Genomic DNA, 25978 nt, shown 5'->3' with positions numbered 1-25978 from the left:
AAGGACATGGAAGGAGTTGGAGGCTATCCCGTCAAGTCAAAAACCGGATTCGTGCCGGCGACTCTCCGAAAATGAATGTCGATTCTTTAATTTGGGGTATAGGCCGGGGCCGCATAACGTACTCCGGGCCGAAGAGGCAAGGAGTGGAAAACTGCGTCGAACCGGGCGTGGAGGTCGAGGCTAAAGATTTACCGATTTTAATCCGGCTTCGGTAGCCCGGCGGTTTCGGTAGTGTGAAAATCGCCGCGCAAGGCTTTCAACGCATATTTTTCGCGGTCGATTTCCTTACGCGTACGGACACCCAGACGCCGCAATAAGGGCACCGGCGGGCACCAGCCCTGAACCGCATGTTGAAACAGGAACGGTAAAACGACCGCCGGCAGGAGCAGCCACTTCACGTTTTTTGTGATACCGAGCAACAAGCCGGTAAAAGCCAGCGCCGAAGCGTTGGTTTCGAGCAAGCGTTCGATGTCCCATTCGCGGTCGAGTTCGTCGATGCGTCGGGTAATCTCTACGGAGCTTTTTTGGGCATATTCCCGTACACGAGCTTCTATCGCCCGGTCGATTCTGCAGTTGATTGCTTCAGAAGTGTTTGCACGTACTCTGTCTGCGCTTTCCATCGTCTCGCTCCCTTTGGAAATTTGACTGTTGACCGTGATTCGAAGCCAAGTTCGCCTCGAAAATCACTCCCCAGAAATTAGGCAGCGCTTGCCGTTTTAGGTTCAGTCCTCGGAATGACCTTGAATTCCGGATTTCTGAACAGAAACATTATTGCCATCTCGATGGATGGAGGGGAAAATGAGGCTCCGTTTGGGCGGGAAAACGGAGCCCAAGCGAGTGCGTTATGCCGCCTGCTGATCCAGCTTAAACGCCGCATGCAGCGCCCGGACCGCAAGTTCCAGGTATTTCTCGTCGACCACGACCGAAATCTTGATTTCGGAGGTGGAGATCATCTTGATGTTGATGCCCTCGGCCGCCAGAGTCCGGAACATCGTGCTGGCGATGCCCGCATGCGAGCGCATGCCGACGCCGACGATCGAAATTTTCACGATATTGTCGTCGGCGGTGACTTTTTTCGCGCCGAGTTCCGCGCAGGTTTTTTCGAGCGAGGCTTTCGCGCGCTGAAAATCGTTCCGGTGCACGGTAAAGGTGAAATCGGTCGTTTCGTCCTCGGCGATGTTCTGCACGATCATGTCGACTTCGATGTTCGCATCGGCGATCGGGCCGAGGATTTTGGAGGCGACGCCCGGCTTGTCCGGCACGCCGGTGATCGTGAGTTTGGCTTCGTCCCGGTTGAAGGCGATGCCCGAAATCAATGCGCTTTCCATTTGTGTTTCCTCGTAAGTGATCAGGGTGCCGCTGCCTTCGGTAAACGACGATAGTACGCGCAGCGGCACGTTGTATTTGCCGGCGAATTCGACCGAGCGGATCTGCAGGACTTTCGAGCCGAGGCTGGCCATTTCGAGCATTTCCTCGAAGGTGATCCGGTCGAGGCGGCGGGCTTTCGGTTCGATGCGCGGGTCGGTCGTATACACGCCGTCGACGTCGGTATAGATCAGGCATTCGTCGGCTTTCAACGCGGCCGCCAGCGCGACGGCGGTGGTGTCGGAGCCGCCGCGGCCCAAGGTGGTGATGTTGTCGTTCTCGTCGACGCCCTGGAAGCCGGCGACCACGACGACTTTGCCTTCGTTCAGATGCGCACGCATCCGGCTATCGTCGATGTTGCGGATGCGGGCCTTGGTATGGCTGCTGTCGGTCAGAATCCCGACCTGGCCACCGGTGAACGAAAACGCCGGACAGCCGATTTCTTCCAGCGCCATCGCGAGCAGCGCGACGGTGACCTGTTCGCCGGTCGAGACCAGCATGTCGAGCTCGCGCGCGTTCGGCTGCGCCTGAATGTCTTTCGCCAGCCCGATCAGCCGATTGGTTTCGCCGCTCATCGCCGAGACGACCACGACGATCCGGTCGCCCCGGTCGTGCGCCTTTTTGACTTTTTCGGCGACCGCCTTGATCCGCTCGACCGAGCCGACCGAAGTACCGCCGAATTTGAACACATACAGTGCCATTTTCAACCTGTTGATTTTTTGTTTGTAATAGGTAGGATGGGTAGAGCGACAGCGAAACCCATCAAGTCCGTTCGCATTGGTTGTTTTTGATGGGTTTCGTTCCTCAACCCATCCTACTCGGAGTTGTTAGCCGGATGCCGTTTGCGTTTGCACCCACGCCGGCACGTCGGCCAAGGCCTTCGCCAGCCCGGACGGATCGTTCCCGCCCGCCTGCGCCATATCCGGCCGGCCGCCGCCTTTACCACCCACTTGGGTCGCGACGAAATTGACCAGATCGCCGGCCTTCACGCGGCCTGTCTGATCTTTCGTGACGCCCGCGGTCAGGCTGACCTTGTCGCCGTCGACGGTCGCGAGCACGATCGCCGCGCTGCCGAGCTTGTTCTTCAATTGGTCGACCAGGTCGCGCAGCGATTTCGGATCGACGCCGTCCAGCTTGACCGCCAGTACCTTGATGCCGTTCACTTCGACCGCTTTGGCGCCGAGTTCGTCGCCGGCCGAACTGGCCAGTTTCGCGTTCAGACGCTCCAGCTGCTTTTCGAGGTGGCGGGTTTTTTCGAGTAGTTGTTCGACCTTTTCAGCCGCCTTGTCGGGCGAGCTTTTCAACAGGCCCGCAATCGAGGCGAGCGCCTTGTCGCGTCCCGCGATCCAGTCGATGCAGCCTTGTCCGGTGACCGCTTCGATACGCCGTACGCCGGCCGCGACGCCGGTTTCGCCGACGATCTTGAAGCAACCGATGTCGCCGGCCCGCTCGACATGGGTGCCGCCGCACAATTCGGTCGAGAAATCGCCGATCTTCAGCACGCGCACTTCGGCGCCGTATTTTTCGCCGAACAGGGCCACCGCGCCCGCTTTGACCGCCTCGTCTTTCGCCATGATTTCGGCCGAAACCGGCGCATTCAGGCGAATCTGCTCGTTTACGATCCGTTCCAGCTCCGCGATTTGCTCGCCGGTGACCGGCTCGAAGTGCGAAAAATCGAAACGCAGGCGCTCGGGATTGACCAAGGATCCTTTCTGCGCAACATGCTCGCCGAGCACCTGTTTGAGCGCGGCATGCAAGAGATGCGTGGCCGAGTGATTCAGCGCGGTCGCCCGTCTCTCCGAAACATTGACGCTGGCGATGCAAACCTGACCGGTCTTGAAGGCGCCGTTCAGCACTTTGCCCTTGTGCAGAAACAGATTGCCGCCCTGTTTCTGGGTATCGGCCACTTCGAAGGCGGAATCGGCGATAGTGATCGTGCCCGAGTCGCCGACCTGTCCGCCCGATTCGGCATAAAACGGGGTCCTGTCGAGTACGATCACGCCTTCCTGGCCGGACGCCAGGGTCTCGACCGGTTGGCCCTGCGCATACAGCGCGACGATATGGGACTGATCGGCGAGATGGTGGTAACCGGTGAATTCGGTCTCGACGTCGAGTTTGATGTCCTGGTCGTAATCGGCGCCGAAATGGCTGGCCGAACGCGCGCGGTCGCGCTGAGCGGTCATGGCGGTTTCGAAGCCTGCATGATCGACCGACAGGTCGTGCTCGCGTGCGAAGTCGGCGGTCAGATCGACCGGGAAGCCGTAGGTGTCGTAGAGCTGGAAGACGGTATCGCCCGGGATCACATGGCCTTCGAGTTTGGCGATGCAGGCTTCGAGAATCTTCATGCCTTGCCCCAGGGTTTCCGCGAAGCGTTCTTCCTCTTTTTTCAGGATGCGTTCGACCTGCGCCTGTGCGTTCTTCAGCTCGGGATAGGCCGGGCCCATTTCTTCGGTGAGCGGCGCGACCAGCTTGTAGAAGAAAATGTCGCGAATGCCGAGGCGGTAGCCGTGCCGGATTGCGCGGCGGATGATCCGGCGCAGCACGTAACCGCGTCCTTCGTTCGAGGGCAAGACGCCGTCCGCGACCAGGAACGCGCAGGAGCGGATATGGTCCGCGATCACCCGCAGCGAGCTCTGGTTCAAGTCGTCGGTGCCGACCAGTTGCGCGGCGGCCTTCAGCAGTTTCTGGAACAGGTCGATTTCGTAGTTGCTGTGCACGCCTTGCGAAACTGCCGCGATCCGCTCCAGACCCATCCCGGTATCGACCGAAGGCTTCGGCAGCGGCGTCAGGGTGCCGTCGGCGGCGCGGTCGTACTGCATGAACACCAGATTCCAGATTTCGATGTAACGGTCGCCGTCTTCGTCGGGGGAGCCGGGCGGGCCGCCCGGAATCGATTCGCCGTGGTCGTAAAAAATTTCGCTGCACGGGCCGCAGGGACCGGTGTCGCCCATCGACCAGAAATTGTCTTTCGCACCGATCCGGGAGAAGCGGTTAGAATCGATACCGACTTCGTTCAGCCAGATGGCTTCGGCCTCGCTGTCTTCTTCGAACACGGTGACCCATAACTTTTGCGGCGGGATTTCCAGTTCTTGCGTCAAAAAGTCCCAGGCAAAGTGGATCGCCTCTTTCTTGAAATAATCGCCGAAACTGAAGTTGCCGAGCATTTCGAAAAAGGTATGATGCCTTGCGGTATAGCCGACGTTTTCCAGGTCGTTGTGCTTGCCGCCGGCGCGGACGCAGCGCTGGCTGGTCGCCGCGCGCGTGAAACCCTTGTGCTCGCGGCCCAGAAAGACGTCCTTGTACTGCACCATGCCGGCATTCGTGAACAGCAGGGTAGGGTCGTTGCCGGGAATCAACGGACTGGACGGCTCGATCGTATGCCCCCGTTGGCGGAAGAATTCCAGAAAGGCGGAGCGCAGTTCAGCGCTGGTCATCTTTTTCATAGGTTATGCGATTAAAAGACTAAAGAAGTTAAATTCCTGTTGAGGTGTTTTTTCGTTTCCACGCACTGCGCGGGAGAGCGACCAATTTCGAAAATCGTAGGGTACGCTGTGCGTACCGTTTTCGGCTCGGTTAAATCGAGCTCTGCTAAAGGTACGCGCAGCGTACCCTACAAAATGCCGGAGCTTTCGGCTCAAGTTCATTCACCAGGGAATGATCCGCTCCCCGTTTCGGCGTGCCTCACGAAAGCAAATAAATCCGTAATCATGGCATTCGTAAAGCCGCGTTGTTGTAAAAACCGGTTACGTTTTGCCCACTCATTTCGATTTGGAATCAGGCTGTCACTATATTTCTTGCGATAAACCTGCCGCAAAAGCGCCAGCCATCCGCCCGCTACCGACTTGGCGAGCGCTTCGAGATCAAACGAGGGAAGATGGGCGGGATCGATGCCGTTCTGGCGCAGTTCGTAAGTTATAAATACGGGACCGTAACCCTTCAGTATCCGCGAACGCGCATAACTTTCCGCATAGCGTGCATCGCTTTGCCAGTTTTCTTCGGCCAGTTGGTCGAGGACCGCTTCGATGCTTTCTTTTGCAAAACCATGGGTGGCCAGCTTTTGCGTCAGTTCTTTCCTGCTGTGTTCGCGGCCGGCCAACAGCCGCAAGCATTCGGCCCTGATCTTGTCGTCCGTTGGGTCCACGGAAAATCGGTTCGGATTTTACTCCTCGTCAAGATCGGACTTGTTCGAAACCGGCAGTACCTTGCCGAACGCTTCCGCGCGGATTTTCGTTTCGATTTCTTTGGCCTTGTCCGGATGCTCTTTCAGGTACTGTTTCGCGTTGTCCTTGCCCTGGCCGATCTTTTCGTCGCCGTAGCTGTACCACGAGCCGGATTTCTGGATCAGGCCGAAGCTGACGCCCAGATCGACCAACTCGCCGTAGAACGAAATCCCTTCGCCGTATAGAATCTCGAATTCGGCCTGTTTGAACGGGGGAGCGACCTTGTTCTTGACCACCTTGACACGCGTTTCGTTGCCGATCACTTCCTCGCCTTTCTTGACCGAGCCGATTCGGCGAATGTCCAGGCGCACCGAGGCGTAAAATTTGAGGGCATTGCCGCCGGTGGTAGTTTCGGGGTTGCCGAACATCACGCCGATTTTCATCCGGATCTGGTTGATGAAGATCACCAGCGTGTTCGAACGCTTGATGTTCGCGGTCAGTTTACGCAATGCCTGGGACATCAGCCGCGCCTGCAGGCCCATGTGCGAATCGCCCATGTCGCCTTCGATTTCGGCCTTCGGGGTCAGCGCGGCGACTGAGTCGACCACCACCACGTCGACTGCGCCGGAACGTACCAGCATGTCGGTGATTTCGAGTGCCTGCTCACCGGTGTCGGGTTGTGAAACCAAGAGATCGTCTACGTTCACGCCGATTTTTTCGGCATAGCCGGGGTCCAGCGCGTGTTCGGCATCGACGAAGGCGGCGGTGCCGCCCAGTTTTTGTACTTCGGCGATTACTTGCAAGGTCAGCGTGGTTTTTCCGGAGGATTCCGGCCCGTAGATTTCGACGATCCGGCCGCGCGGCAAGCCGCCGCAGCCCAAGGCAATATCCAGTCCCAACGAGCCGGTCGACACCACCTCGATGTCGCGGGCCGCCGCCACGTCGCCCATCCGCATGACCGAGCCTTTGCCGAACTGCTTTTCGATTTGCATCAATGCCACACCGAGCGCTTTTTTTCTGTTTTCGTCCATTGCCTATACCTTAAATAATGACCAGATGAGTTAACGGAGTGCCGCTCAATTTAATAGAGTATTATTACATACGGGTGCCGGTTCGGGGTAGTGTTGTTTTGGGATTCCAAGCCGGCTTCATAGGTCTCGGATGAGGGTCGTGATGTTTGTTTATTCGTTGCCGATTGTATTCGGCCAACTCGATTTGATTAGCCCGTCGGAGGCTTTGTTCATTATCAGCGGCCTTTTCGCGGGGTTATGGGTTTTGACTCTTGCTCCGGGCGAAAAGCTTGGGCGGCGGACTTCGGAGAATTATTTGTTCTCGTGCTGGACCGGAAGACAGTGGCTGGCTGCTACTTTTTGGCCTTTCTTTCTATTGCTGAACGTTGTCTTGTTCGGTGTGGATTGGCTTGCCCGGTCAGGGTTGTGGACTGTATCGAGCTGGGATGATGTGCATTTTGTCCTGCTGCTTCCGATCATCTGGTGGACGGTGTCCATCTGGCGCTGCTCGGCAAATACCGGGCTTCGCCTGTACAGTGCCGGCGCTCGTTTAGCGACCCTTGGCGTATTCATCGAATACGCCTTGAAACTGTACATTCGGGTCGAGTATCCGCGCATTTTCTTCAATTGCGAAGATTTGCTGCTGAATTACGGCAGTTGTTTTTGATGCGTGGAGCCTTGCCGGCGTAAAACCCGCCTCGCTATAAAAAAAGCGGCAAACCGGTTATAATCGGTCTTTTTTTATTCACAATTAATATTTCGGAATAAACATGCTGGGTAAGCTGGTCAAATTTGTTGTAGGGAGCCGAAACGACAGGCTGGTAAAAAAGAAAAGAAAATTGGTCAAAAAGATCAATGCCTTGTCTGCTGAGTTTGAAAAGCTGTCCGACGACGCCTTACGGGAGAAAACGCAGGAGTTCCGCGACCGCCTCGCCCAGGGCGAAAAACTCGACAATCTGATTCCCGAAGCTTTTGCCGCCGTCCGGGAGGCATCGTCGCGGGTCTTCGGGATGCGCCATTACGATGTGCAGTTGATCGGTGGGATGATCCTGCATGACGGTAAAATCGCCGAAATGAAGACCGGGGAAGGCAAGACGCTGATGGCGACGCTGGCGGCCTACCTGAACGCGCTGCCCGGACGCGGCGTGCACGTGGTCACCGTGAACGATTACCTGGCGCGCCGCGACGCCGAATGGATGGGGCGTCTGTACGGCTTTCTGGGCATGACCACCGGCGTGATCGTCAGCCAGATGGACTACGATGTCCGCCGCCAATCCTATGCCTGCGACATTACCTACGGCACCAACAACGAATTCGGATTCGATTATCTGCGCGACAACATGGCGTTCAGCCTGGAGGAAAAAGTCCAGCGCGAGCTTCATTTTGCGATCGTCGACGAGGTCGACTCGATCCTGATCGACGAAGCCCGGACGCCGCTGATCATTTCCGGCCCTTCCGAAGAAAGCTCCGAGATTTATATCAAGGCCAACGCAATCATTCCTTACCTGACCAAACAGGAAAAGGAACACGGTCCCGGCGATTATTCGGTCGACGAAAAAACCCGCCAGGTCCATTTGACCGAAGAGGGTCACGAGCGGGTCGAGCGTCTGATGGTCGAACATGGCCTGATGATGGAAGACAGCAGCCTTTACGATGCTTCCAACATCCGGCTGATGCATTATTTGAGCGCGTCCTTGCGCGCCCACGCCTTGTTCAAAAAGGACGTGCATTACATCGTGCAGAACAACCAGGTCATCATCGTCGACGAATTCACCGGCCGGATCATGCCGGGCCGGCGCTGGTCCGAAGGTCTGCACCAGGCGATCGAAGCGAAAGAGCATGTGCCGATTCAAAGCGAAAACCAGACCCTGGCTTCGATCACCTTCCAGAACTATTTCCGGCTTTATCACAAGCTGTCCGGGATGACCGGTACGGCCGACACCGAAGCCTTCGAATTGAACAAGATTTACGGACTCGAAGTGGTCGTGATCCCGACGCACCGGCCGATGATCCGCAAGGATCTCGGGGACGTGGTGTTTTTGACCGCCGAGGAAAAATACCAGGCCGTCGCCGAGGACATCAAACGCTGCGTCGAACGCCAGCAGCCGGTGCTGGTCGGCACCACCTCGATCGAAAATTCCGAACGGTTGTCCGCGCTGTTGAAAAAACAGGGTATTCCGCATGAAGTGTTGAATGCGAAGCAGCATGAACGCGAAGCGCACATCGTCGAACAGGCCGGTAAGCCGGGCGCGGTTACGATCGCGACGAACATGGCCGGCCGCGGTACCGACATCGTGCTCGGCGGCAGCCTGGAGGCCGAATTAAAGGCGCTCGGGCCCGATGCGACCGAAGCAGAGAAAGAGCATGTGCGCGGCGCCTGGCTCGACCGCCATAACCGGGTGGTCTCCAGCGGCGGCCTGCATGTCATCGGATCCGAACGGCACGAATCCCGCCGGATCGACAACCAGCTCCGGGGGCGTTCCGGCCGTCAGGGCGACCCGGGTTCTTCGCGTTTCTACCTGGCGCTCGAAGACGACCTGATGCGGATTTTCGCTTCCGACCGGGTGGCGGCGCTGATGGCGAAGCTCGGCATGGGCCACGGCGAAGCGATCGAGCATCCGTGGGTGACGCGTGCGATCGAGAATGCGCAGCGCAAGGTCGAAGCGCGCAACTTCGATATCCGCAAGGAAATCCTGGCCTACGACGATGTCGCGAACGATCAGCGGAAGGTGGTTTATGCGCAGCGCAACGAGCTGATGGCGGCCGAAGAAATCTCCGAAATCATCACCGCGATCCGCAAAGACGTGATCAATAACGTGATCAACCAGTATATTCCGCCGCGTTCGATGGAAGAACAATGGGATATCGAAGGACTCGAGGAGCATCTCCTGCAGGAATTTAACGTCGAGGTTCCGATTCGGAAAATGCTCGACGAAGACAAGAAGCTGCAGGAAGAATTTCTGCGTGAGCATATCGTCGAGGCGATGGAGCAGGCGCACAAGGATAAAGAAAAGAAAATTACCCCGGCGGTGATGCGGCATTTCGAAAAATCGGTGATGCTGCAGGTACTCGACAACAGCTGGAAGGAGCATTTGGCGGCAATGGACTATCTGCGCCAGGGTATTCATTTCCGCGGCTACGCACAGAAAGACCCGAAGCAGGAATACAAGCGCGAAGCGTTCGAAATGTTCACGCATCTGCTCGATCACATCAAATACGAAGTGATCACCATCCTCTGCAAGGTGCAGGTCCGGCAGGAAGAAGATGTCCAGGCGATCGATGCGCAGCGCCAGGCGCCGAAAGAAATGCATTTCGAACATGCCGAAGCGTCTGCCCTGGCAACAGAGGAACCCTCCCCTGAAGAAGCTGAAGACGAGCCGAGCCCCGCCCAACCGTTTGTTCGCTATGGCGACAAGGTGGGGCGGAATGATCCGTGCCCTTGCGGGTCCGGCAAAAAATACAAACAGTGCCACGGCAAGATAAACTGATTCAGGACTGTTTATCCTCATCCAATGAACGGCGGTTTTTCAATTCGGAAAACCGGCGTTTCAGTATCAAGCGAACGCTATAGGCGCGTGCATTTTTCTTGACCGGTATATTTTAATCTGGTAAAAGAAACTTCCACCCATTCAAAAGACTCAACCGCAACAGGAGGTATATCGACGAGGTGCCGGGGCATCTATATCTATTGAAATTACGGACTGACATGCCAAGGATCATTAAGGAGGGGTTATGTCTAACAGGACACTTGAAGTTTTTTTCAAAGGGAAATCTCATATTTCACAGGCTATCTCATTGATAGGCGCAATAGGAACTCTCTCTCTGTCGGCCGCAAGTCAAGCGGATGACGCTAAGCCTTTCAAGATTGGAGAAAATGAATGGACGAGCCAACGTGCATTCGTCGAAAACGGTTTCCGTTGCGGCACCATTCATCCCGATGCCATTGCCATGCGCAAAATCAATAACGCGACGCGTAAAAGAGCCAGGCAACGCAGGCTCAGTACCGCCAATATCGCGGAAGCGGTCGTTCCCGTTTACTTTCATGTCATTACTTCAAAAATCGGGGAAGGGGATGTGCCGGATACGGTCATTAATTCCCAGGTAACGATACTCAATGCCGCTTATGGGAGTACAGGCGCAGGATTCGGGGTGCGCTTCGATCTTGTCGAAGTGGATAGAACTACAAACAATGAATGGTATGCGATGAGACCCGGGTCTATAGCCGAAAAAGAAGCCAAAACCGCGTTACGCAAAGGCGGGGCGGATGCGCTGAACCTGTACAGTGCCAATACCGGTGGCGGTATGCTCGGGTGGTCGACTTTTCCGGCATCCTATGTATCGAATCCTAAGGATGACGGCGTGGTAATATTTTTTTCATCCCTCCCCGGCGGCAGTGCCGTGCCTTACAATTTGGGCGATACCGCAACGCATGAAGTCGGGCACTGGTTAGGCCTCTACCATACTTTTCAGGGCGGATGCAATAATAATAAGGGCGACCGTGCCGCAGATACGCCGGCGGAGCGTTCGCCTTCTTACGGCTGTCCTGTCGGACGGGATACGTGTAAAGGAAAAAGATTTCCCGGCGCAGACCCGATCAATAACTTCATGGATTATAGTGACGATATCTGCCTGGACAGTTTTACGAGCATCCAGCGCGAGCGGATGGCCGATTCCTGGATCGTTTACCGAGCAAGGCTTTAGGGCTCATTCCTTTGGCGGCAGCCAGCCGATGACAGGCGTTGCAAACCCAGGTAGCGGATCCTCCGGTTCGGTACGGGATAGCCGGACCGTTTCAAGGGGCACCAATCTGTTCGATGCCGCCTGAAAAGTCAAACCCGCAAAGCGGAACCGCCCGCCGGAAGATAAAAAAGTGCGGCAATCCGCCGAAAATTCGTCTCTTCCCAAAATTGTTAATGACCAAAACCCGATAATTTCGTAAAATTACGCGATTTCAATTTTGTAACGGGATGCGTTCGTACGGATTCATCCCGTTTTGCGCATTTAGAGGTGACGTGTTTGACTAGACCGGCTTTATTGGTTTTGGAAGAGGGGACAGTGTTTCAGGGAACGTCGATCGGCGTCGACGGCTGTTCGGTCGGCGAGGTCGTGTTCAATACCGCGATGACGGGTTATCAGGAGATTTTGAGCGACCCTTCCTATGCCCGGCAGATCGTGACGTTGACCTATCCGCATATTGGCAATACCGGCTGCAACAGCGAAGACAACGAGTCTGCGCAGGTGTTCGCGAGCGGTCTGGTGATTCGGGATTTGCCGGTTTTGGCGAGCAACTTTCGCTGCGGACAGACTTTGCGGCAATACCTGGAGGCCAATCGGGTCGTCGCGATCGCCGATATCGACACGCGCAAACTGACCCGCCTGCTGCGCGACAAAGGCGCTCAGCGCGGCGCGATCGTTGCCGGCGAGACGGCCGATGCCGAAGCCGCGAAAGCCGCGATCGAAAGTTTTCCCGGCCTGAAAGGAATGGATCTGGCGAAGGTGGTATCGGCTGCCGAAACTTACGAGTGGACCGAAAATATCTGGCAGCTCGGTAAGGGGCACACCCAGGCCGGAAATCTGGCCAAGCATGTGATTGCATATGACTTCGGCGTGAAACGCAACATTTTGCGCCTGCTCGCGAACCGCGGCTGCCGGGTGACGGTCGTACCGGCCGAGACGCCCGCCGAAACCGTGTTGGCAATGAATCCGGACGGCGTCTTCCTTTCGAACGGTCCCGGCGACCCGGAACCGTGCACCTATGCGATCGAAGCGATCCGGAAAATCCTCGAAACCCAAACGCCGGTGTTCGGCATTTGCCTCGGCCATCAATTGCTGGCTTTGGCCAGCGGCGCGAAAACCGAAAAAATGAAGTTCGGACATCACGGCGCGAACCATCCGGTTCAGGAAGTCGCGACCGGGCGTGTGATGATCAGCAGCCAGAACCACGGTTTCGCAGTCGATAAAGACAGTCTGCCCGCCAACCTGGCGCCGACCTTCTATTCGCTGTTCGACGGCAGTCTGCAGGGAATTGCGCGTACCGATTGTCCCGCGTTCAGCTTTCAGGGCCATCCCGAGGCGAGCCCCGGGCCGCACGATGTCGAACCGCTGTTCGATGCCTTCATCGAGTTAATGAATAAGTAAAATGCAGGCGCAAGGTCCAAGGCGAAAGGTTCAAAAGAGTTGCTGGACTCACCTTTTTTCCTTCGCCGTGGACCTTGCGCCTTTAGCCTAGATTCTAAATCATGCCAAAAAGAACCGACATCAAATCGATTTTATTACTCGGCGCGGGCCCGATCGTGATCGGTCAGGCCTGCGAATTCGATTATTCCGGTACCCAGGCCTGCAAGGCGCTGCGCGAGGAAGGCTACCGGGTGATCCTGGTCAATTCGAATCCGGCCACGATCATGACCGATCCGGACATGGCCGATGCGATCTACATCGAGCCGATCGACTGGCAAACGGTCGAAAAGATCATTGAAAAGGAGCGTCCCGACGCGATTCTGCCGACAATGGGCGGACAGACCGCGCTGAACTGCGCGCTGGCGCTGGATGCGAACGGCGTGCTGAAAAAATACGGCGTCGAAATGATCGGCGCGACCAAAGAGGCGATCAACAAAGCCGAAGACCGCGAACTGTTCAACCGGGCGATGCGCAAAATCGGCTTCGAAGTCGCCAGGTCGAAAACCGCGCATTCGCTCGAAGAAGCGCTGGCCGCGCAAGAAGAGGTCGGCTACCCCACCATCATCCGGCCATCGTTCACGATGGGCGGCAGCGGCGGCGGTATTGCCTATAACCGCGAGGAATTCATCGAAATCTGCGAGCGCGGCCTGGATCTGTCGCCGACCAACGAACTGTTGATCGAGGAATCGGTGCTCGGCTGGAAAGAGTACGAAATGGAAGTTGTGCGCGATTCGAAAGACAATTGCATCATCGTCTGTTCGATCGAAAACTTCGACCCGATGGGCGTGCATACCGGCGACTCGATTACGGTTGCGCCCGCACAGACGCTGACCGACAAAGAATATCAAATTCTGCGTAACGTCGCGGTATCGGTCTTGCGCGAAATCGGCGTCGACACCGGCGGTTCGAACGTGCAGGTTGCGATCAATCCGGAGAACGGCCGTTTGATCGTGATCGAAATGAATCCGCGCGTATCGCGTTCGTCCGCGCTGGCCTCGAAAGCAACCGGTTTCCCGATCGCGAAGGTCGCCGCCAAGCTTGCGGTCGGCTATACGCTCGACGAACTTCAGAACGAAATAACCGGCGGCAAAACGCCGGCCTCGTTCGAGCCGACGATCGACTATGTGGTGACCAAAGTGCCGCGCTTCACGTTCGAGAAATTTCCGCAGGCCGACGATCGTTTGACCACGCAGATGAAATCGGTCGGTGAGGTGATGGCGATCGGCCGCACCTTCCAGGAATCGCTGCAAAAAGCCTTGCGCGGACTCGAAATCGGCATCAGCGGCCTCGACGAAATCATCGACATGCAGGAAGTCGACGCGCATGAAAACATGCAGCGCGAACTGCGCCATCCGGGGCCGCACCGCCTGCGCTATGTCGCCGACGCGTTCCGGCACGGCATGTCGCTCGAAGCGGTGCACGAGGCCAGCAAGATCGACCCGTGGTTTTTGGCGCAGCTCGAAGATTTGATTGCAACCGAAAAATCGTTGTCGACCAAGACGCTCGCGACGCTGAAGGAAGGCGAACTGTTCCGGCTGAAGCGCAAAGGCTTCTCGGACCAGCGCCTGGCCAAACTGCTCGGCGCGACCGAATCCGAAGTACGTAACGTCCGCCACAAACTGGGTATTCGTCCGGTCTTCAAACGGATCGATTCGTGCGCGGCCGAGTTTTCATCCGATACCGCTTACTTGTATTCGACCTACGAGGAAGAATGCGAGGCACGCGTTTCGGACCGCGAGAAGATCATCATTCTCGGCGGCGGACCCAACCGGATCGGGCAGGGCATCGAATTCGACTATTGCTGCGTGCATGCGGCGATGGCATTGCGCGAAGACGGTTTTGAAACGATCATGGTCAACTGCAATCCGGAAACCGTCTCGACCGATTTCGATACCTCCGACCGGCTGTATTTCGAACCGCTGACGCTCGAAGACGTGCTCGAAATCGTGCATATCGAAAAGCCGAAAGGCGTGATCGTGCAGTACGGCGGCCAGACGCCGCTGAAACTGGCGCGTGCGCTGGAAGCGGCCGGCGTGCCGATCATCGGCACTTCGCCGGATTCGATCGATCTGGCGGAAGACCGCGAACGCTTCCAGAAACTGCTCGAACGCCTCGACTTGAAGCAGCCGCCGAATGCGACCGCGCGTTCGGTCGAGCAGGCGCTGAATGCGGCGAAGGATCTGGGTTATCCGCTGGTGGTGCGGCCGTCCTACGTACTGGGCGGACGGGCGATGGAGATCGTGTTCAACGAGGAAGGCCTGCAGCGCTATATGAAAGAGGCGGTCAGCGTCTCGAACGATTCGCCGGTGTTGCTGGATCGTTTCCTCGACGATGCGGTCGAAATGGACGTCGATGCGATTTACGACGGCGAGAACGTACTGATCGGCGGCCTGATGGAGCACATCGAACAGGCCGGCATCCACTCGGGCGATTCGGCCTGCTCTCTGCCGCCTTACGAATTGTCCATGGAACTGCAGGACCGCCTGCGCGAGCAGGTGCGCGCGCTGGCCGAAGCGTTGGGCGTAGTTGGCCTGATGAATACGCAGTTCGCGATTCAAGGCAACGACATCTATGTGCTGGAAGTGAATCCGCGCGCTTCGCGGACCGCCCCTTTTGTCTCGAAGGCGACCGGCTACCCGCTGGCGAAAATCGCCGCGCGCTGCATGGCAGGCAAATCGCTGGCCGAGCAGGGGGTGACCGAGGAACGCATTCCGGACTATTATTCGGTGAAAGAAGCCGTATTTCCGTTCGTAAAATTCCCCGGCGTCGATCCGCTGTTGGGGCCGGAAATGAAGTCGACCGGCGAAGTGATGGGCGTCGGCAAAACCTTCGGTGAAGCGTTCGCTAAATCGCAGCGCGCAACCGGCATCAATCTGAATCACAGCGGCAAGGTCCTGATCAGTATCCGCGACGCCGACAAGGCGAAGCTGCCCGAAGTCGCGCGCATGCTGACCGAAAAAAAATACCGGATCGTCGCGACCGGCGGCACCGCGAAGGTGCTGCAGGAGGCCGGTATTCCCTGCGAAGTGGTGTACAAAGTGAATCAGGGCCGGCCGAACACGGTCGATATGATCAAGAACGGCCAGATTCAGATGGTCATCAATACGACGGAAGGCAAAAAAGCGATCGCCGATTCGTTTACGATGCGCCGCGAAGCCTTGCAGCACCGGGTCAACTATTACACCACGATGGCCGGTGCGAAGGCGGCCTGCTATGCGCTCGGCGAACTGGATGCCGGCGATGTGAATTGTCTGCAGGATTTGCATCGCAGCGTTGCCGATTTGCAGTAGCCCTGTTCCGGCCGCAATGCGTGCCTCGTGCGGCCGGTCTTGACGCGTGTGTGTTCCCAAAATGGAATGTAAAAAATAATTGGAGTTATAAATCAAATGACTACGAAAGTACCTCTTACCGTGAAAGGCGCGGAAAAATTGCGCGCGGAATTGGAAGAACTGAAAACGGTGATTCGCCCGCGCATCATTCAGGCGATTGCGACTGCGCGCGAGCACGGGGATCTGAAGGAAAACGCCGAATACCACGCGGCGCGCGAACAGCAAAGCTTTGCGGAAGGCCGGATCAAGGAAATCGAGGCGAAACTGTCGAATGCGCAGGTTATCGAGGTGACCAAGCTCGATCCGAACGGCAAGGTCGTGTTCGGCGCGACTGTCGAAATCGAAGATCTCGATTCCGGCAAAACAGTGACTTACCAAATCGTCGGCGAAGACGAAGCCAATATCAAGGAAAGCCGGATTTCGATCGGTTCGCCGATTGCCCGCGCCCTGATCGGCAAGGAAACCGGCGATGTCGTGACGGTGAAGGCGCCGAGCGGCAATGTCGAATATGAAATTATTTCGGTCGAATATATCTAAATGCGGATACAGGGGTTCAAGGTGCGTGGGCCTTGAACCTTGGTTTTACCGGCGGTGATTGAAAGCCTTCTTAGGCTTCGGTTTTTTAGAAGGCGCCGCTTTTTTAATCCTCTTCTCAGGATTGGGCCGATAGAGAACGGCGATCTGCCCGATCATTTGAATCAATTCGGCTCCCGTCGCGGCGACAATCTCGTCGCTGATCGTTTTGCGGTCTTCCCGTTCGGCCCGTATTCTGACTTTTAGCAACTCGTGACAATCGAGCGCGATTTCGACCTCGGCCAATACGGCAGGCGATAGCCCGGCCTGTCCGATCATGATGACCGGTTTATGACTGTGCGCCTCGGCCCGGAGCCGCTTCTTATCCGTTGAGTCCACTCGGTTTTCCTAAAGCAAAAACAGTTATTCTACACGAAATCATTCTGTCATGACCCGAACAAAAAGCAGCAACCGCTGGATGCAGGAACATTTCGACGACGAATACGTCAAAATGGCTCAGAAACTCGGTTATCGTTCGCGTGCGGTTTTTAAACTGAAGGAAATTCAGGACAAAGATCATATTTTGAAACCGGGTATGCGGATTGTCGATCTGGGAGCGGCGCCGGGCGGCTGGTCCCAGTACGCCAAACAGCTTCTCGGCAACCCGTGTCAGATTATCGCCTTAGATATACTGGCTATCGAGCCGATCGACGGCGTCGAATTCATTCAGGGCGATTTTCGCGAACAGGCGGTATTCGATCAATTGATGCAGGCGCTCGAAGGCAAGCGCGTCGATCTGGTCATGTCGGACATGGCGCCGAACATGAGCGGCAGCAAGGGCGTCGATCAGCCGCGCTCTCTCTACCTCGGTGAACTGGCGCTGGAAATGGCGCAGTCGGTGCTTGCAAAAGACGGCGCCTTTCTGGTCAAGTTGTTCCAGGGCGAGGGTTTCGAGAACTATTGCAAACAAGTGCAGCAATCGTTTTCCAAAGTGCTGATCAGAAAACCGAAAGCCTCGCGTTCTCGCAGCAATGAAGTTTATTTGCTCGCGCGGGGCTTTAAATAGAGAGAAAGGGTCCCCATTATTCCCACAACCGATAGCAGAAAACAGGACCCAAACGCTCGCGATGCTGTGCCGATGCAGGAAATATCGGCCGCCAATGCGGGACTCTGCCATTATTCTGCTGTTATAATGATGTCTAAGTTAGATTACGAGAGCCGTAAGGGCCCAGGTCGTGTAAATTGAACGAAATGTTAAAAAATGTCATTTTATGGGTGGTCATCGCGGTCGTGCTGATGTCCATTTTCAACAATTTCGGTCCGCAGACAGAGAGCGCGGATTCGACATTGTCTTACTCGCAGTTTATCGAAGCGGTCAAGTCCGGCCAGGTCAGCCAAGTGATGATCGACGACCAGGTCGTCAAAGGCAAGCTGCAAAGCGGTCAGGTCTTCAGAACCTACGCACCGAACGATCCGCACATGGTCGACGATCTATTGGCGAACGGCGTCGACATCAAGGCTACACCTCCGGAACAGCCTTCCCTGCTAATGCAGCTGCTGATTTCGTTCGGACCGATGTTGCTTCTGATCGCGGTGTGGGTATTCTTCATGCGGCAAATGCAGGGCGGCGGCGCCGGCGCCCGCGGAGCGATGAACTTCGGCAAAAGCAAGGCGCGCATGCTCGAAGAAGACCAGATCAAAGTCACCTTTGCCGATGTCGCCGGCTGCGACGAAGCGAAGGAAGAAGTCGTCGAGATGGTCGATTTCCTGAAAGACCCGGCCAAATACCAGCGTCTGGGCGGCAAGATTCCGCGCGGCGCACTGATGGTCGGGCCGCCGGGCACCGGCAAGACCTTGCTGGCGCGGGCGATCGCCGGGGAAGCGCGGGTACCGTTCTTCACGATCTCGGGTTCCGATTTCGTCGAGATGTTCGTCGGGGTTGGGGCTTCCCGGGTCCGGGACATGTTCGACCAGGCGAAAAAGCATGCGCCCTGCATCATCTTCATCGACGAAATCGATGCGGTCGGGCGCCAGCGCGGCGCGGGCCTCGGCGGCGGCAATGACGAACGTGAACAGACCCTGAACCAGTTGCTCGTGGAAATGGACGGTTTCGAAGGCAACGAGGGCATCATCGTGATTGCGGCGACCAACCGCCCCGATGTGCTCGACAAGGCCTTGCTGCGCCCCGGCCGCTTCGACCGCCAAATCACGGTCGGTCTGCCGGACGTCAGAGGCCGCGAGCAAATCCTGAAAGTGCACCTGAAAAAGGTGCCGACCGACACCGATGTCGAAATCAAATATATCGCTCAGGGCACGCCGGGGTTTTCGGGCGCCGATCTGGCCAACCTGATCAACGAAGCGGCCTTGTTTGCGGCACGCTCGAACAAGCGTCTGGTCAGCATGCTCGATCTCGAAAAAGCCAAGGACAAGCTGATCATGGGGGCGGAACGGCGTTCGATGGTGATGAACGACAAGGAAAAGAAAATGACCGCCTATCACGAAGCGGGCCATGCGATTGTTGGCCGGCTCGTTCCCGAGCATGATCCGGTGTACAAGGTCAGCATCATGCCGCGAGGCCGCGCGCTCGGCGTTACCATGTTTCTGCCCGAGAGAGATCAATACAGCGCCAGCAAACAAAAGCTGGACAGCATGATTTCGAGCCTGTACGGCGGCCGGATCGCCGAAGAAATGATTTTCGGCTGGGAACAGGTCAGTACCGGTGCTTCCAACGACATTGAACGGGCGACCGAACTGGCGAGAAACATGGTCACCAAATGGGGCTTGTCGCAACGTTTGGGGCCTTTGGCTTACAGCGAGGAAGAGGGCGAGATTTTCCTGGGCCGTTCGGTCACCCAACACAAGACGGTCGCCGAGGAAACTTCGCATACGATCGATGAAGAGATTCGTTCGATCATCGACCGCAACTACGAGCGAGCCGAAAAAATACTGAAGGAAAACATCGACATCCTGCATGCAATGGCCGAAGCGCTGATCAAATACGAGACGATCGATAAGGCACAGATCAATGACCTGATGACACGGCAGCCGGTCAGGGAACCACAGGGTTGGGACGATTCCACGCCACCTTCGTTCACGTCGGTCGGCGATGCGAATCCGAAGGACGACAAACTCGGTTCCTTGGGCGAAGCCGCCAAGCAAAATTAGGCATTGCCTATCCGCGCTATCATTCGACAAATCAGGGGGAGGCTCCACAGGGCTGGCGCCTCCCCCTTTTTTTGCGCAAACCGGAACCGAATGGATTTTTTAATGGCAAACGCAACCCGTTCGTTAATCTCGAACGATTCTCATGAAGAAATGTAGAACATGGCAAAGAAATATTTTGGCACCGACGGGATTCGAGGCACGGTCGGTAATTATCCGATTACACCGGATTTTTTTCTGAAGTTGGGATGGGCGGCCGGCAAGGTATTCGCGAACGAAGGTTCCGGTTTCGTACTGGTCGGTAAGGATACGCGCATTTCCGGTTATATGTTCGAATCGGCGATCGAATCGGGGTTGACGGCGGCCGGGGTAGGTACCCGCTTGTTAGGACCGATGCCGACACCGGGTATTGCCTATCTGACGCGCACCTTGCGCGCCAAAGCCGGGATCGTGATCAGCGCGTCGCACAATCCGTATTACGACAACGGCGTAAAGTTCTTTTCCGTGAACGGGACCAAACTGCCGGACGAAATCGAAGAGCAGATCGAGCATTATCTGGATTCGCCGATGACTACGGTCGATTCGTCGAGCCTCGGCAAGGCGAAACGCCAGGTCGATGCCGCCGGCCGCTATATCGAATTTTGTAAGGCCAGCGTGCCGCCCCGGCTGGATTTTAAAGGCCTGAAAATCGTGATCGACTGCGCGCACGGGGCGACTTATCATGTCGCACCGCATGTCTTCCGCGAAGTCGGCGCCGAAGTCGCCGTCATCGGCGGTGAACCCAACGGATTGAATATCAATGACCAATGCGGGGCGACGCAGCCTGAAAAACTCGCGCAAACCGTATTGGCGCAGCAGGCCGATTTGGGAATCGCCTTGGACGGCGACGGCGACCGGCTGATTATGGTCGACCATAAAGGCGAAATCGTCGACGGAGACGAACTGATTTACATTATCGCCAAATCCCGTCTGCAGGAAGGATTGCTCTATGGACCGGTCGTCGGCACACTGATGACCAATCTAGGCATGGAAATCGGCCTGAAGCATCTCGGCGTCAAGCTGTTGCGAGCCAATGTCGGCGACCGCTATGTGATGGAAATGCTGACAGAAAACGAAGGCATCCTGGGCGGCGAAGGCTCCGGCCATATCATCTGCCTGGACCGGACCACGACCGGCGACGGCATCATATCCGCCTTGCAGGTGCTGGCCGAAATGCACGGCAGCGGACAGACGCTCTACGAGCTGAAATCCGGCATGCAGAAGTTTCCGCAGGTTCTGATCAATGTAAAAATCGAGAAAAAGCTCGATCCGGCGCACAGCGAGCCGATTCAAAAAGCGGTCAAGGCCGTCGAGCAGAAACTCGGCGACGAGGGCAGGGTGTTGCTGAGAGCTTCGGGGACCGAGCCACTGATCCGGGTGATGGTCGAAGGCCGTTATGAGGATAAGGTCAACGCCTACGCTCATGAACTGGCGGACGCGGTCAGAAATTCTCTTCGGGCTTGAAAAATGATCGGGTTTCCTTTATCATGCGCGATTTAGTTCTTTGAGAGGGAAAACAATGCGTCGGTCTCTGGTTGTTGGCAATTGGAAAATGAATGGCACGCTCGCCAGCGCAAAATCGCTCGTGGAAGGCATCCTGGCCGGCATTGGCAACATCGATGGCGATATCGCGGTTTGTGCGCCTTACGTTCAGATTCCGGCCGTCAGTGAACTTGTCAAAGAAACTAGCTTGGCGTTGGGCTCCCAAAATGTTGCCGATAAGACTTCCGGCGCCTACACCGGCGAAGTGTCCGCCGCGATGCTGGCCGAATTCGGCTGCAAATACGCGATCGTCGGCCATTCCGAAAGACGCAGCTACTACGGCGATACCAACGAATCGGTCGCGGCGCGGTTCATCCAGGCGCAAACGCAAAACATCGTGCCGATTTTGTGCGTCGGAGAAACGCTGGAACAACGCGAGCGGAACGAAACTTTCGGCGTTATTGACGAACAGCTCGATGCGGTAATTAAAGCCGCCGGCATTGAAGCTTTCCGTAGCGCGGTCATCGCTTACGAGCCCGTTTGGGCTATCGGCACCGGCAAAACGGCGACCGATGATCAGGCGCAGGAAGTCCATGCCTATATCCGTAACTATTTCGCCAAGCAGAATCAGGACATTGCAGCAAAATTGCAAATTTTGTACGGTGGAAGCTGCAAACCGGATAATGCCAAAGGCCTCTTCGCGATGCCCGACATTGATGGCGGATTGATCGGCGGGGCCTCTCTGGATGCCGATTCTTTCCTGAAGATTTATCACTCGATTTAAGAAGTTTAGACTTTCTATGTATCAGGCTATTATAATAATTCATGTCTTGCTAGGCTTGAGCATCATTGGCTTGGTGCTGATGCAGCAAGGTAAGGGCGCCGATGCGGGTGCGGCATTCGGAACCGGCGCCTCGGGTTCGGTTTTTGGCGCGCAAGGCGCTGCCTCGTTCCTGTCCAGAACGACCGCTATTCTGGCTACGCTATTTTTTACGACCAGCCTCGGTCTTGCCGTATTCAACGGTCACCGCGGCGGCACGACCGATATCATGAGCGAGATCGTCAGCGACAAAGAAAACCAGACCTTGCCGGGTGTCGGAGGTACAAAAGTCGATACCGAAGTGCCTGCCGAGCCTAAACCGGCAGCCGATACAGTGCCGGCAGCGGAAACACCTGCTGCTGACACGGCTCCCAAAGAAGCGGCACCCGTCGCCGAACCGAAAAAAGAAGAGCCTAAAAAAGAAACTGCTAAAAAGAAATAGGCTATTTTTAAAATAGTAAATATTTGCCGATGTGGTGAAATTGGTAGACACGCCATCTTGAGGGGGTGGTGACGCAAGTCGTGTCGGTTCAAATCCGACCATCGGCACCAAATTGCAGACTCAAACAGTCTCACAAACCCGCAAGTCGCAAGGCTTAGCGGGTTTTTTATTGTTTTGTGTTTGTCTCATGGAGTCTCACCGAATACCGACAAGTTTTTGGCATATTTGTGGGTATTCTGGCTCGCTTGCGAGAGGATACCCACAAACCGCCCAGAATCGAGAGAAGCTCTTGCCGGGTGGATTCGCCGCAAGGCAATCCGCCATTGCTTTGAAGCCTGCTGGCGTTTTGCTATCGCGAAAACGCCCTATAGTTCTCAGGCTTCAGGTAGGGTACGCTGTGCGTACCGTTTATCGCAAAAAATGGTACGCACAGCGTACCCTACAAAGCAATGTATAAACACCTTCCGCCGGGCGGGATGAATATCCCGTCGGCGTTTCGAAGCACGACACTATTGTCAAGTAAATACCGCCTCATACTGAATACCGCCGGCATCCTTTCCGACCGGCACCAGGAAGATGTCCATGCTTCCCAGTTGCGGCTGCTGAACCCGATAGATGCGCTGCACCAGCACCGGCTGGTCAGGCCCTTGAAACAGTAAGGAATAAGCCTCGCGCCGACCGTTCAAATTCCGCCCGAATCCGGACACCGAAACCAGCTTCATATCGACGGCGTTCCGATCGTCGATTTGAACCTGAAAATCTTCATTGAGACAGGCTTCCCAATTTTCTTTTGTCAAAGCTTCCAACATGCGAATTACACTCTTCAAAATCTACACTACAGAAAAAACCGCTGATTCGGGCTTTCAAGAAGCATCCGCAGGGCGTTCCATCAAAAGATAAACACCGTGCTCGCCGATTTGCTTGAAACCCAAACGGCGATACAGAGAAAGGGCCGGATTAAAGCCTTCCACGTGAATGCGCACGGGTTTGCCGACAGCGGCGGCTTCTTTCAACACATCGGTCAAAAGGCGGCTGCCGATGCCTCTATTCCGGTATTCCGGCAACAGCGCCAGATCCACGATACGAATTTCTTCCGGCCAGCGGGCAATATACAAACGGCCAATGGGCCGGTTTTCGAGAAGTATTATCAGAAAATCGGTATCGGTATAATTTTCCTGATAATAACGATGTTGGGCGTTAAACTGCATTTCCAGGAAAGCCGCCTTCTGCCGGTCATCCCAATCCACCCGCGCCATTTCGTCCGCGCGCGTGCTGGCGTAGACAGCGCCGAGAAACTCCAGATCGGCGGCATCAATATTCCGAAAATTCACATTCATCAGCATAAGTTTTTAATACAACAGGTTAAAGTCCACGCAACAAATTACTCGCCATGGCATTCTTCATTGGCGCCAAAAAAGGATTTAACCTCTCTTGGAGGAAATATACCTTGCAAGGCAATACAGAAATTGAAAGCGAGATATGGTATTAGAGCATTTTCGTTTTGGGTGTACGATCATAATCAATGCCGCAAAGTGAGGGGAAACGCGTCATTCCGGCAGGGATTGCCGGAATCCAGAAGCCACGGATGGCAAGCTTTAAGCATCCCTGCAGTCTGGATCTCGGCAATCCCTGCCGAGATGACGGTTTGACTTAATCTCCCTATAGGCGATATGAAAATGCTCTAGCCCCGTAGGTTGGGTTAGGCGATAGCCGTAACCCAACACTCGAAGCCGAATCCTGTTGGGTTACGTTTCGCTAACCCAACGGTCTTACGGCTCTTAACTTCTCGGCGGAAACACGCCTTGCAACGCAATGCAGAAATAGAACGTCAGATAAGGCTGCATATTGTTATGCGGCGCATCGCCACCCGCTGGTGCAAGCATGGTGTCAGACATTGGCTGTAGTCCTGAAGTTGAGGTTTGGTATAAAAAACCTGAGGTTGATCGAGCCAATGTGCGGTTTGGCGCAGGGGCTTTAAGATCACCGTCATCTGTAGACGCTCGTAAGCTATGGCTATGGGCCGGCATTTCCGATTCGAGCAGCTCCACTGTTTCCGAACCGTCGATCTCACCTAAATCATGAAGCGACAATCCAGGGCCTTGTCCAGGATGCATCGGAGCGCGGCCTTGTAAATCAGGCAGTGCGAAATTACTCTTTCCGTTTCCGCCATAGGTTGTTCCTAGCAAGGAAAACAACGCCGTATTTTGCGACAAAGGCAATAACTGCCCGTCACACCACGCCCAACCTCTGGGAGCGAAATTGAACGGAAAAATGCGGATTTCCGCGACGAAAGGATCGGCCATAATATTCTCCTTCAAGTAGGTGACGGGAAAATCCCAAACAATGAAATGATGAAGTTAATGCACAAATACGGTTGGAAATTGTTATGCGGTTGATTACCGCCGACTGACGATATTGCTGCCGGATTCATGCTGCCGTTTGGGGTATCTTCAATGTAGGGGCTGATCGTCACTGACTCGGCCAAAACATTATTGACAGGATTAGAAAGCGTTGCTCCCGAGGAAGAGGCCAGCAGAGGATGCTCATGGGCCGGAATCTGATTGACCGTCAACGTGACTTCTTCGGCTCCACCCGTTTCTCCCATAATAAGGCCATTGCCTTGATGCAGAGGCAAACGACCGCGTAGATCAGGCAAGGCAAAAGTAGATTGACCGTCCCCACCGTAAGTGGTGCCAATGAGTTGAAATAGCGTTTCGCTCTCCGAAATAGGCAGTAGTTGTCCTTCGCAGAACAGCCATCCAGAGGGAGCGAAGTTGCCCGCAAATATGCGGATTTCGCCAACGTAAGGTTGTGCCATGATATCTCCTAAGTGGGTGACGGAAAAATGCCTTGCAGCGCGATCGCGAACGACAAAGTCAGAAAAGGCTGCATATTGAGATGCGCCTGCGAACCTCCGGTCTTGGTGAGTGAAGCGGAATCCAAGGGCGTTATATTTACCGTTAGATTTGCCCCGGAACTATAAACGTTGTTGGCAGCGGCCAGAACGTTATTGGTTGCGGATGGCACGCTGGCATTCGAAGGTGAGGCCGACAAAACATGCGTATGCATCGGAATCTCCGTAATCGAAAGCGTATGGCTCTGTTCCCCGCCCCGCTCGCCGAGCGTGTGACCGCTTCCGACGTGAATCGGTACGCGGCTCTGTAAATCCGGAAGGGCGAAATTGACGCGGCCGTCTCCGCCGAAAGTCGTTCCAAGCAACGAGAAAAGGGCTTGGTTTTGATTGATCGGCAAAAGCTGACCGTTACACAATGCCCATCCCTTCGGAGGGAAATTGAAGCTCATGATGCGGATTTCAGAAAGAAAAGGTTCGGCCATTCTGTCTCCTTTGCGCTTGGCGCGGTTAAAAGAAAAATTTAAACATTTCCATTTGCGTATAAATAAAATCATCCATAAATAGGGAACGAGTGTAATTTCGGGCAGCCCGAAATGCACTGAGCTGAGCGTGAACATGTATTTTT

22 protein-coding genes and 1 tRNA gene are annotated in these 25978 nt (G+C 55.6%); 12 read left to right on the top strand and 11 right to left on the bottom strand.

Annotated features, from left to right (window positions below):
* Window positions 1-197: 197 nt before the first annotated feature.
* The 5 genes from CC94_RS0117985 to recA form a co-directional block, all read right to left on the bottom strand.
* Window positions 198-620: a hypothetical protein gene (locus tag CC94_RS0117985; protein WP_031431707.1), complete on the bottom strand. Its 423-nt coding sequence runs from the start codon at window positions 618-620 to the stop codon at window positions 198-200.
* A gap of 222 nt (window positions 621-842) precedes the next feature.
* A complete protein-coding gene (locus CC94_RS0117980; RefSeq protein ID WP_005372149.1) occupies window positions 843-2066 on the bottom strand; it encodes an aspartate kinase in 1224 nt (407 codons plus the stop codon).
* Window positions 2067-2192: 126 nt separating this feature from the next.
* Window positions 2193-4808 (bottom strand): alanine--tRNA ligase, encoded by a 2616-nt coding sequence (gene alaS / locus CC94_RS0117975; RefSeq protein ID WP_005372147.1) that lies wholly within the window; start codon window positions 4806-4808, stop codon window positions 2193-2195.
* A 197-nt stretch (window positions 4809-5005) separates the two neighbouring features.
* Window positions 5006-5470, bottom strand: coding sequence for a regulatory protein RecX (locus tag CC94_RS0117970; protein WP_245549343.1), 465 nt, complete (start codon window positions 5468-5470; stop codon window positions 5006-5008).
* Window positions 5471-5524: 54 nt separating this feature from the next.
* The gene (gene recA, locus CC94_RS0117965; RefSeq protein ID WP_005372143.1) at window positions 5525-6556 is read right to left on the bottom strand and encodes a recombinase RecA; all 1032 of its coding nucleotides are present in this window, start codon (window positions 6554-6556) and stop codon (window positions 5525-5527) included.
* Between the two features lie 142 nt (window positions 6557-6698).
* Here recA and CC94_RS0117960 point away from each other — a divergent pair, with 142 nt between their 5' ends.
* From CC94_RS0117960 to greA, 6 genes are all read left to right on the top strand, one after another.
* Window positions 6699-7202: a hypothetical protein gene (locus CC94_RS0117960; protein WP_005372141.1), complete on the top strand. Its 504-nt coding sequence runs from the start codon at window positions 6699-6701 to the stop codon at window positions 7200-7202.
* Between the two features lie 103 nt (window positions 7203-7305).
* A complete protein-coding gene (secA, locus tag CC94_RS0117955) occupies window positions 7306-10023 on the top strand; it encodes a preprotein translocase subunit SecA (protein ID WP_005372139.1) in 2718 nt (905 codons plus the stop codon).
* Window positions 10024-10267: 244 nt separating this feature from the next.
* Window positions 10268-11236 (top strand): zinc metalloprotease, encoded by a 969-nt coding sequence (locus CC94_RS0117950; RefSeq protein ID WP_005372137.1) that lies wholly within the window; start codon window positions 10268-10270, stop codon window positions 11234-11236.
* Between the two features lie 315 nt (window positions 11237-11551).
* On the top strand, window positions 11552-12673 hold the full coding sequence (gene carA / locus CC94_RS0117945) for a glutamine-hydrolyzing carbamoyl-phosphate synthase small subunit (RefSeq protein WP_005372135.1): 1122 nt from the start codon (window positions 11552-11554) through the stop codon (window positions 12671-12673).
* Between the two features lie 101 nt (window positions 12674-12774).
* Complete coding sequence (gene carB / locus CC94_RS0117940) at window positions 12775-16002, top strand: carbamoyl-phosphate synthase large subunit (RefSeq protein ID WP_005372134.1); 3228 nt, start codon at window positions 12775-12777, stop codon at window positions 16000-16002.
* A 96-nt stretch (window positions 16003-16098) separates the two neighbouring features.
* Window positions 16099-16578 carry a transcription elongation factor GreA gene (greA, locus tag CC94_RS0117935; RefSeq protein WP_031431706.1) on the top strand — a complete coding sequence of 160 codons (480 nt, stop codon included), beginning with the start codon at window positions 16099-16101 and terminating at the stop codon, window positions 16576-16578.
* A gap of 45 nt (window positions 16579-16623) precedes the next feature.
* Here greA and yhbY read toward each other — a convergent pair whose 3' ends face one another.
* Window positions 16624-16953, bottom strand: a complete 330-nt coding sequence (gene yhbY / locus CC94_RS0117930; protein WP_031431705.1) for a ribosome assembly RNA-binding protein YhbY — start codon at window positions 16951-16953, stop codon at window positions 16624-16626.
* Between the two features lie 49 nt (window positions 16954-17002).
* On the opposite strand from yhbY, the gene rlmE reads away from it, so the two are divergent.
* The 6 genes from rlmE to CC94_RS0117900 all read left to right on the top strand — a co-directional run bounded on the left by rlmE (window position 17003) and on the right by CC94_RS0117900 (window position 22609).
* Window positions 17003-17620: a 23S rRNA (uridine(2552)-2'-O)-methyltransferase RlmE gene (gene rlmE / locus CC94_RS0117925; protein ID WP_031431704.1), complete on the top strand. Its 618-nt coding sequence runs from the start codon at window positions 17003-17005 to the stop codon at window positions 17618-17620.
* 185 nt (window positions 17621-17805) lie between these two features.
* Window positions 17806-19719 (top strand): ATP-dependent zinc metalloprotease FtsH, encoded by a 1914-nt coding sequence (ftsH, locus tag CC94_RS0117920; protein ID WP_031431703.1) that lies wholly within the window; start codon window positions 17806-17808, stop codon window positions 19717-19719.
* A 159-nt stretch (window positions 19720-19878) separates the two neighbouring features.
* Window positions 19879-21219, top strand: a complete 1341-nt coding sequence (gene glmM, locus CC94_RS0117915; RefSeq protein ID WP_005372128.1) for a phosphoglucosamine mutase — start codon at window positions 19879-19881, stop codon at window positions 21217-21219.
* Between the two features lie 55 nt (window positions 21220-21274).
* Window positions 21275-22021, top strand: a complete 747-nt coding sequence (gene tpiA / locus CC94_RS0117910) for a triose-phosphate isomerase (protein WP_031431702.1) — start codon at window positions 21275-21277, stop codon at window positions 22019-22021.
* 16 nt (window positions 22022-22037) lie between these two features.
* Window positions 22038-22499, top strand: a complete 462-nt coding sequence (secG, locus tag CC94_RS0117905; protein WP_036304118.1) for a preprotein translocase subunit SecG — start codon at window positions 22038-22040, stop codon at window positions 22497-22499.
* Window positions 22500-22524: 25 nt separating this feature from the next.
* Window positions 22525-22609, top strand: a tRNA-Leu gene (locus CC94_RS0117900).
* Between the two features lie 405 nt (window positions 22610-23014).
* Here CC94_RS0117900 and CC94_RS0117895 read toward each other — a convergent pair.
* From CC94_RS0117895 to CC94_RS0117875, 5 genes are all read right to left on the bottom strand, one after another.
* A complete protein-coding gene (locus CC94_RS0117895) occupies window positions 23015-23326 on the bottom strand; it encodes a DUF6916 family protein (RefSeq protein ID WP_169740973.1) in 312 nt (103 codons plus the stop codon).
* A 36-nt stretch (window positions 23327-23362) separates the two neighbouring features.
* Window positions 23363-23836 (bottom strand): GNAT family N-acetyltransferase, encoded by a 474-nt coding sequence (locus tag CC94_RS0117890; protein WP_215731686.1) that lies wholly within the window; start codon window positions 23834-23836, stop codon window positions 23363-23365.
* 441 nt (window positions 23837-24277) lie between these two features.
* Window positions 24278-24802, bottom strand: coding sequence for a phage tail protein (locus CC94_RS23260; RefSeq protein ID WP_084675425.1), 525 nt, complete (start codon window positions 24800-24802; stop codon window positions 24278-24280).
* 11 nt (window positions 24803-24813) lie between these two features.
* Window positions 24814-25317: a phage tail protein gene (locus tag CC94_RS0117880; RefSeq protein ID WP_031431698.1), complete on the bottom strand. Its 504-nt coding sequence runs from the start codon at window positions 25315-25317 to the stop codon at window positions 24814-24816.
* A gap of 8 nt (window positions 25318-25325) precedes the next feature.
* The gene (locus tag CC94_RS0117875) at window positions 25326-25970 is read right to left on the bottom strand and encodes a phage tail protein (protein ID WP_245619789.1); all 645 of its coding nucleotides are present in this window, start codon (window positions 25968-25970) and stop codon (window positions 25326-25328) included.
* Window positions 25971-25978 lie beyond the last annotated feature (8 nt).

The organism is Methylomicrobium agile (genome assembly GCF_000733855.1).
Classification (GTDB): domain Bacteria; phylum Pseudomonadota; class Gammaproteobacteria; order Methylococcales; family Methylomonadaceae; genus Methylomicrobium; species Methylomicrobium agile.
This window is presented reverse-complemented; position numbering and strand designations above follow the sequence as displayed.

What these genes read in the sequence shown, in the direction of transcription:
- alaS (WP_005372147.1), bottom strand. Translation starts at nt 4,808, where the DNA reads ATGAAAAAGATGACCAGCGCTGAACTGCGCTCCGCCTTTCTGGAATTC.
- carB (WP_005372134.1), top strand. Translation starts at nt 12,775, where the DNA reads ATGCCAAAAAGAACCGACATCAAATCGATTTTATTACTCGGCGCGGGC.
- rlmE (WP_031431704.1), top strand. Translation starts at nt 17,003, where the DNA reads ATGACCCGAACAAAAAGCAGCAACCGCTGGATGCAGGAACATTTCGAC.
- greA (WP_031431706.1), top strand. Translation starts at nt 16,099, where the DNA reads ATGACTACGAAAGTACCTCTTACCGTGAAAGGCGCGGAAAAATTGCGC.
- CC94_RS0117880 (WP_031431698.1), bottom strand. Translation starts at nt 25,317, where the DNA reads ATGGCACAACCTTACGTTGGCGAAATCCGCATATTTGCGGGCAACTTC.
- tpiA (WP_031431702.1), top strand. Translation starts at nt 21,275, where the DNA reads ATGCGTCGGTCTCTGGTTGTTGGCAATTGGAAAATGAATGGCACGCTC.
- CC94_RS0117950 (WP_005372137.1), top strand. Translation starts at nt 10,268, where the DNA reads ATGTCTAACAGGACACTTGAAGTTTTTTTCAAAGGGAAATCTCATATT.
- CC94_RS23260 (WP_084675425.1), bottom strand. Translation starts at nt 24,802, where the DNA reads ATGGCCGATCCTTTCGTCGCGGAAATCCGCATTTTTCCGTTCAATTTC.
- secA (WP_005372139.1), top strand. Translation starts at nt 7,306, where the DNA reads ATGCTGGGTAAGCTGGTCAAATTTGTTGTAGGGAGCCGAAACGACAGG.
- CC94_RS0117980 (WP_005372149.1), bottom strand. Translation starts at nt 2,066, where the DNA reads ATGGCACTGTATGTGTTCAAATTCGGCGGTACTTCGGTCGGCTCGGTC.
- CC94_RS0117985 (WP_031431707.1), bottom strand. Translation starts at nt 620, where the DNA reads ATGGAAAGCGCAGACAGAGTACGTGCAAACACTTCTGAAGCAATCAAC.
- CC94_RS0117960 (WP_005372141.1), top strand. Translation starts at nt 6,699, where the DNA reads ATGTTTGTTTATTCGTTGCCGATTGTATTCGGCCAACTCGATTTGATT.
- secG (WP_036304118.1), top strand. Translation starts at nt 22,038, where the DNA reads ATGTATCAGGCTATTATAATAATTCATGTCTTGCTAGGCTTGAGCATC.
- CC94_RS0117890 (WP_215731686.1), bottom strand. Translation starts at nt 23,836, where the DNA reads ATGAATGTGAATTTTCGGAATATTGATGCCGCCGATCTGGAGTTTCTC.
- recA (WP_005372143.1), bottom strand. Translation starts at nt 6,556, where the DNA reads ATGGACGAAAACAGAAAAAAAGCGCTCGGTGTGGCATTGATGCAAATC.
- CC94_RS0117875 (WP_245619789.1), bottom strand. Translation starts at nt 25,970, where the DNA reads ATGTTCACGCTCAGCTCAGTGCATTTCGGGCTGCCCGAAATTACACTC.
- ftsH (WP_031431703.1), top strand. Translation starts at nt 17,806, where the DNA reads ATGTTAAAAAATGTCATTTTATGGGTGGTCATCGCGGTCGTGCTGATG.
- glmM (WP_005372128.1), top strand. Translation starts at nt 19,879, where the DNA reads ATGGCAAAGAAATATTTTGGCACCGACGGGATTCGAGGCACGGTCGGT.